Below are 5,611 nucleotides of genomic sequence, written 5' to 3' on the forward strand. Positions count from 1 at the left end.
TTAAATGTTTATTCATGTTAATCTCACCTCTCGGGTGTATATTAACATTTTTAAACACATTTGTACACTTTTTTATTAACTATAGACTTCCTCCTATCTATATTTTAGTATAACCTACTGATAACAATATCTATTAAAATGTAATAATAAGTAATAGATTCTTTAACACAGAAAAATACAGTGTACTTACTTATAAAAACACTGTATTTATACTTATAATATTATTTTTAGTTTTCTCTAAATTTTTCAATATCTTTATTAATTGCAAATAGAAGATTATTAAGCTCCCATATCTCTCCTTCTTCTATAAGCTTATTAACAGCTTTTTCATATCTGCTTGCCTCTAACACTCTGTCTAAAGCCCTAAGAGTTAAAATCTTATTCATTATAGTTGAAATTATATCTGACTTAACTTCAAATAACTTTTGTGCGTCCTTAATTTCATCTTTAATTTCAAGCATCTCTTCATCTAACTTAAAGGCTGCGTCAGCTGCACTTTTTAATTTATCTTTAAGCTCTGTAGGAATCTGCTGCTTATATTTATAATTTAATGAATGCTCAATTGTAGCCCAGAAATTCATAGCTAAAGTTCTTATCTGAAATTCAGCTAAAATTTCAACAGGACCTGAAGCCATATTAACTGGGTATTTAATAATCATATGATAACTTCTGTAACCACTTTGCTTTACATTTCTAACATAATCCTTTTCATAAAGAATTTCCATATCTTTTCTTTCTCTTAATATTTGTACAACTGTATCTATATCATCAACAAACTGACACATAATTCTTATACCTGCTATATCTTCAAGCTCATACCCTACTCTATTTATAGGTATTTCAAATTTATTAGCTTTCTCAAGGATACTAGCAACTTCCTTAACTCTCCCAGTTACAAATTCAACTGGTGAATATTCATTCCTTCCTCTAAATTCCTTACGAATACTTTTCAACTTAACTTTTAATTCATCTACAGCCTGTTGATAAGGCATTAGAAAACTCTTCCAATTTATATTTGCCATAAAAACCACCTTTGTAACTGTCCTTATAACTATATTATAGCAAAAAGTTTTTTTTAATAAATATAAATTTGTGTTATAATAACAATAAAAGTAAAATAAATATTTATTAAAACAATAAAAATGCATATACAAACTAAAAATCTAAGCTTTAATAATATTAGTTTTTACTTTATATACAAAGTTATGTAATACTTTTCATAACCTTAATCTAAAACTTTTTAATTTTTTATAAAAACACTTATACTAGTATATCAAAAGATAAAGTTGTACAAGCTATTTATTTTTTATAGTTAAACTTACAATAAACATAAATATTATTCTAAGCTAGTTTTGATTGGCTAAACTTAAAAAATATATCTAAATCAAAATAGATATGCACTACTCAAGATAATTAACATTGAATTATTGGGTTAATTACATATAATAAGCTAGGAGGAGATTATATGAGTCTTTTTAAGAAACAATCAATTCAAGAAAACATATCACATAAAGAAAATATTCCAAAGAAAAACGAGGCTAAAATTCCTCAAGATTTACTTCTAGAAATAAGTTCACTAAAAAATACAAATGATGATATTACAACTTCAATTGGCCGAATTTCTAATTCTGTTAACACATTGAGTGAGGCAACTGTTAGACAGAGTGAAGAAATAAATTCAACAACTAATATTCTAAGAGACTTTAATGAAAACATGGAAAGTTTAGCTTATAATATAACAAATGTTCAAGATAAGATTATTGATACAGAAGAAGCTTCTACTGAAGGACTTGATAACATAGAAAAATTGGATAATTCATTAAATGACTTAAAATCAGCCTTCTCCATTTCAAGTTCTACTGTTAATGATCTAGTTGAAAAATTAGAATCTGTTAATTCCATAACTGATTCAATAAATAAAATAGCTGTACAAACAAATCTGCTTTCATTAAATGCAGCTATTGAAGCTGCTAGAGCTGGTGAGGCTGGCAGAGGATTTTCAGTTGTAGCAGGAGAAGTAAGAAAACTTGCTGAGAACTCAAAACAAGCAGTTCAAAGCATATCTAATATATTAAATGACATAAAAGAAGATATTTTAAAAGCTTCTAATGCAATGACTTCTGGTAATGAAGCAATTAATATCCAACAAAATTCTTTAGTAGAAACAAAATATAGCTTTCTTAATATTAAAAATTCAATAGTAGCTGTAACTAATGAAATAAATGATTGTATTGAAAACCTAGCAATGGCATCAAGTCAAAAAGATAGTGCTATAGAATCTGTTGAAAAAGCTAATTCAATATCTCATGAATATACTGCTTTAACACAAGAAATTGCTGCCTCAATGGAAGTTCAGAATTCAAGTGTTGATAACTTCAATAAGACTCTATCCTCATTAGTCACAAAATTATCAGAATAATCATAAAAAGTAGATATAATATGAAGATTTTAAAAATTCATATTATATCTACTTTTTTGACTCCTTTATTTAATCAATTATTTTTACTGGATTAAAGTCAATATAATCTGCAGATGTCATAACATACTCTACTCCATCTCTTTCTCCATTAAGAACCCTATGTAATGCAGGTCCATGAAGATGACCATATATAACTTTCTCTACATTATATTCCTTAAATATCTTAACAAAATCTGATTCTTCAAACTTTTCATTAGTAGGTGGATAATGAATCATTACTATAAATTTATTAAATCCAGCATTCTTAGCAGCATCTAAAGATAATCTAAGTCTTATAAGCTCTCTTAAATATATTTTTTCATCTTTTTCTGTAAATCTATCAGTTCCTGGACATATCCATCCTCTTGACCCACATATGGCATAATCACCATATACATAATAGTTATTCTGTAAAAACTTAGTGTTCTCAAATTTTGAATTTAATTTAGTTATGCTATTCCACCAATAATCATGATTTCCCTTTGATATTATTTTTTTACCTGGCAGATTTTCTATCCACTCTAAGTCTGCCATACTTTCGCTTTCTTTCATTGCCCATGATATATCCCCTGCAATAAGAATAGTGTCTTTTTCATCTATCTTACTTAACCAGTTATTTTTAATTTTTTCATCATGCTTAAACCACTTTTCACCGAATATATCCATAGGTTTGTCATTATTAAATGCTAAATGTAAATCTGATATCGCATATAGCGCCATATTTGTATTATCACCTTTCAAAGTATTTTATCTAAATCAGTAATATAGGCAATAACGTGAGCAACTGCTTCATATAGTTCTGGTGGTATTTCATCACCAACATCTACATTGCATAAAAGATCGGTAAGTTCTTTGTTGTAAACTACTGGAACATCATTTTCCTGAGCTTTCTCTATAATCTTATCTGCTACTATTCCCATTCCTGCTGCTGAAACTACTGGTGCGTTAAAATTTTCTTTATAACTTAAAGCTGCCGCTTTCTTTCTTTGCTGCACATTATCCCTCCTAACATCTAGTTTTTATTATATATTATATTTATATACAATACTAGCTATAATATAATTATACCTTAGTATCTAAAGTTGATGCATTTTCATCATCAAAAAATCCTCTACAGCTTGTTAAACTAACCTCTTCTATCTTTGGACTTACACTTATATTAACAAAGTATCCTAGCTTACTTAGCTTCTCTGAAAGCTTATCTGCTCCTGATGATAGTATTCTTGTATACTTCTCTATACATTTTATATCTACATTTAAGTTTCCTCTATATACAGTTAAATATGCATCTACTGTATCCATATTAATTGTTTTAACTGCAACAACCATCTTTACATTATCACTATCGATTTTCTTTCCGCCTTTTCTATCATCCTTTATTATAAGCTTGCATGGATATTCATTTTCCTGTCTCTTAATTGGTACATCCATATAATAATATTCATTACTTAATGAATTTAATAATTTAAAGTTATTCATATTACTCTTAATAAATTCTGCCACTTTACTTTCTAAACTTCTATTTTTCAATTCATCTGCATTAGACATAATATTTTTTATAACATCTTTAATATCTTCTATTTTTCCATTCATTTCATGCTTTACTACTTCTGTAGATGTTAGTTTTACATTTTCTAAAGTTTTAGCCGCCTCTTTACTAACCTTTGAATCCAAGTCTTTAACTGATAGATTACTATTTTTTAAAAGTTCTTCATTATTAATATTAGTATTTTTCAAATTAGATGATTGTTCATTTCCCTTCAAATTAGTACTTTCACTGTCTTCAAAATCAAGTAAGCTTTTAATGCTTTCATAGTCACTATTTGATAAACTTATATTCTTCCCTATAATTTGTTCTAATACTGTTTCTACAGACTCCTTTGACAAAGCATTTCCATAAGCAAAATTATTAAACATATTCTTTACTTCATCTTCTGTCATATTATCAAGTTTATTAAAAATATTATTAAGTTCAAGACCTTTAAATTCATTTTTATTCTCTAATAATATATTTTTAATTGTGTCTTTCACAACATTATTTTCGTTTCCTGTTATTGTTCTAAGAAGGTTTAATAAACTAACCTTACTTTTGTTTGCAGTAGTATCATCATATACTCTTAAGCCTGCACTTTGAGCTTGAGAGTACTTTATAGATTGTTTATTTTGAAAAGCTTCATTTTCATTAACACCCTTCATTTGAGACTCTTGTAAATTTAAATTTTTATCTCCTTCGAACCCTAATTTACTTAACTCATTAGATACACTATCAAAATATTCTTTTAAGGTTGTATCTCCTTTAAACAAAGCATTATAGCTCTCTATATTTTCCGTATTTATATCTATCCCATTTTCTAAAAATAATAAAATTTCATCTTTACTCATATTTTTAAAAACACTAAAAAATTCTGTAAGACTATTTTTTATTTCTAATGCTTCTGTGCTTGAAGGTTCTATATTCTTCCCAGCAATATATTTATTTATAAAATCTTCTACACCTTCTTTAGATTTAACTTTACTATTAAAATTAATCATAGTCTTAACTAATTCAATATTTTCTTTAGTTAGTGGAATATTAAATTTAACCATAGCTTTTAATATATCTTTGTCGCTTTCATTCATTCCTTCTTTTTCAATGAAATCTTTAACTACATCTTCATCTACACCTTCACTAATATTCCTTAAGTCATTAATTATTTTTAATTTTACCTTGCCATCTTCAAAACCATCTACTTTGAATTGAACTAAATGCTGTCCTTCTACATTAAAATCTTCTAATAGTTCTGCTGGAAACTGCCATCCATTTGTAAGTCTTACAATAACACTACCTTCATCATCTTCGCTGCCTTTTCCAACAACCATTCCCTTAAAAGTTTCCCCCTCCTCAAAGGTTAACTTACTTGATATCTTCTTATTGTCTAATTGATTTACATTTCCTATATTCCAAATTGCAGGCATAATTATTTACTCCTTATAAATAAACTTAACATTATTATAATTATCGTATCTTTTTATTTAAAAATTAATAATATCCTTAATTCTTAAATACTGTTCTTTTTTGTAGAACAAAGTGGCTGACGCCACGCTTTTCAGCGCAGGAAGCAGCTTTGTTTTGCCATGCAAAAGGTTCTAAAAGTAAAATAATTTCATATTAAA

Annotated in this window: 5 protein-coding genes; 1 reads left to right on the forward strand and 4 read right to left on the reverse strand. The window is 27.2% G+C overall.

Going from position 1 to position 5,611, the window contains the following annotated elements; all coding sequences use genetic code 11:
* Nucleotides 1–227 precede the first annotated feature (227 nt).
* The gene (locus BM384_RS15110; RefSeq protein ID WP_090014827.1) at nucleotides 228–1,022 is read right to left on the reverse strand and encodes a GTP diphosphokinase; all 795 of its coding nucleotides are present in this window, start codon (nucleotides 1,020–1,022) and stop codon (nucleotides 228–230) included.
* Between the two features lie 443 nt (nucleotides 1,023–1,465).
* Here BM384_RS15110 and BM384_RS15115 point away from each other — a divergent pair, with 443 nt between their 5' ends.
* A complete protein-coding gene (locus BM384_RS15115) occupies nucleotides 1,466–2,419 on the forward strand; it encodes a methyl-accepting chemotaxis protein (RefSeq protein WP_090014829.1) in 954 nt (317 codons plus the stop codon).
* A gap of 69 nt (nucleotides 2,420–2,488) precedes the next feature.
* On the opposite strand, the gene BM384_RS15120 is transcribed toward BM384_RS15115, so the two are convergent.
* The 3 genes from BM384_RS15120 to BM384_RS15130 all read right to left on the reverse strand — a co-directional run bounded on the left by BM384_RS15120 (nucleotide 2,489) and on the right by BM384_RS15130 (nucleotide 5,413).
* Nucleotides 2,489–3,178: a metallophosphoesterase gene (locus BM384_RS15120; RefSeq protein ID WP_090014836.1), complete on the reverse strand. Its 690-nt coding sequence runs from the start codon at nucleotides 3,176–3,178 to the stop codon at nucleotides 2,489–2,491.
* Nucleotides 3,179–3,195: 17 nt separating this feature from the next.
* Complete coding sequence (locus BM384_RS15125; RefSeq protein WP_090014832.1) at nucleotides 3,196–3,453, reverse strand: EscU/YscU/HrcU family type III secretion system export apparatus switch protein; 258 nt, start codon at nucleotides 3,451–3,453, stop codon at nucleotides 3,196–3,198.
* 67 nt (nucleotides 3,454–3,520) lie between these two features.
* A complete protein-coding gene (locus tag BM384_RS15130) occupies nucleotides 3,521–5,413 on the reverse strand; it encodes a hypothetical protein (protein ID WP_090014834.1) in 1,893 nt (630 codons plus the stop codon).
* Between the last annotated feature and the right edge of the window lie 198 nt (nucleotides 5,414–5,611).

The organism is Clostridium sp. DSM 8431, assembly GCF_900116755.1.
Classification (GTDB): domain Bacteria; phylum Bacillota; class Clostridia; order Clostridiales; family Clostridiaceae; genus Clostridium.

Coding starts and splice junctions, on each gene's coding strand:
- BM384_RS15110 (WP_090014827.1), bottom strand. CDS start 1,022: ATGGCAAATATAAATTGGAAGAGTTTTCTAATGCCTTATCAACAGGCT.
- BM384_RS15115 (WP_090014829.1), top strand. CDS start 1,466: ATGAGTCTTTTTAAGAAACAATCAATTCAAGAAAACATATCACATAAA.
- BM384_RS15120 (WP_090014836.1), bottom strand. CDS start 3,178: ATGGCGCTATATGCGATATCAGATTTACATTTAGCATTTAATAATGAC.
- BM384_RS15130 (WP_090014834.1), bottom strand. CDS start 5,413: ATGCCTGCAATTTGGAATATAGGAAATGTAAATCAATTAGACAATAAG.